Source organism: Bacillus sp. 05T31 (genome assembly GCF_056396725.1).
Genome location: NZ_JBFTMA010000865.1, coordinates 1 through 1,561, shown reverse-complemented (window position 1 = coordinate 1,561; position 1,561 = coordinate 1). Strand labels below are relative to the sequence as shown.

Below are 1,561 nucleotides of genomic sequence, written 5' to 3'. Positions count from 1 at the left end.
GGGTAGACCAGTGTATAAGAAGTTTGGTTTTATGGAAACTGATGAATTTCTAGAATTAGGGTGTTTTTGCCCATCCACCGAAAAAGGGGAATAAGACAAGATATTCCAATGTGGAAAAGTAACTCTAAAATCAACCTTTATTGTATATTTTGGAGTTACTTGACGTTAACTTTTCTACGGAAAGTTGACACTTTTATCCTATGCCTAAAGGCGGACTGAATTCCTGCATAGGCTTTCCAATATCACTGAATTTGTAATGAAAAGTTGTGAACAATTGAAAAAATAATGGTTGAAATAATGAAAGGTGAGAAGGAGTTTATTTCTAATAAGCGAAATATTATAGTGTATTGTTTTATCCTAAATTATTTGTAAAGGTGGATACATAATGACAGTAAAGAAGCTTTATTTCCTCCCAGCAGGTCGTTGTATGTTGGATCATTCTTCAGTTAATAGTACACTTACACCGGGTAAACTACTAAACTTACCTGTTTGGTGTTATCTTTTGGAGACAGAAGAGGGACYTATTTTAGTAGATACAGGTATGCCAGAAAGTGCKCTTAATAATGAGAATCTTTTTAAAGGTACAWTTGTTGAAGGACAAGTTTTACCTAAAATGAATGAGAACGATAGGATCGYAAATATTTTAAAGCGTGCCGGATATGAGCCAGAAGATCTTCTTTATATCATTAGTTCTCACTTGCATTTTGATCATGCAGGAGGAAATGGCGTTTTTACAAATACACCAATTATTGTACARCGTGCTGAATATGAGGYAGCACTCCACAGAGAGGAATATTTGAAAGAATGTATATTGCCGAATTTAAACTATAAAATCATTGAAGGGGATTATGAAGTAGTGCCAGGTGTKCAATTAATATRTACACCGGGACATACGCCAGGGCATCAGTCATTATTAATTAAGACGGAAAAATCAGGTCCAGTGTTACTAACTATTGATGCATCATATACGAAAGAAAACTTTGAAGATGAAGTACCGTTTGCTGGATTTGATYCGGATTTAGCTTTATCTTCAATAAAACGTTTAAAAGATGTTGTTARGAAAGAAAATCCGATTATTTTCTTTGGACATGATATGGAGCAAGAAAAGGGCTGTAAAGTGTTCCCAGATTATTTGTGATATWGCATAYAAAAAGTYATGGGCTCGTTAGCTCATGACTTATTGATTTGGGGTGTTATAAAATTCTTAAGTTGATGGGCATGCGACTGTACCCMATTGCCATCAAGCTAAAATTTTATAGTACCCCCAGAACGAAATTTTGTGCTAACTTGTAACAAAAAAGCTCATTTTCTCGTTTTGGGGTAATTCTGAATTCTTAAGTTGATGGATGTGGGGTACCATWTCAAAAAAGAGATTTYTATARCAATATTYTGAGTTAATACTATTGGAGAAACAAAAGAAGAAGAATTGAAAAGGGAAAMAATGGACCAGCTCACAGGAGACATCCKTAAAAACTCGCCAAATATGAGTATGTAGTCAATGTATTCATCTCGAAACGTAAAAAAGACACTATAGAAAGTGTCTTTTTTTACGTTGACATAT

At 34.3% G+C, this 1,561-nt stretch carries 1 protein-coding gene; it reads left to right on the top strand.

Features of this window, described 5'->3' with window-relative positions:
• The first annotated feature begins 385 nt into the window (after positions 1–385).
• Positions 386–1,138, top strand: coding sequence for a quorum-quenching N-acyl homoserine lactonase AiiA (aiiA, locus tag AC1DJR_RS29330; RefSeq protein ID WP_477004180.1), 753 nt, complete (start codon positions 386–388; stop codon positions 1,136–1,138).
• The last annotated feature ends 423 nt before the right edge of the window (positions 1,139–1,561 follow it).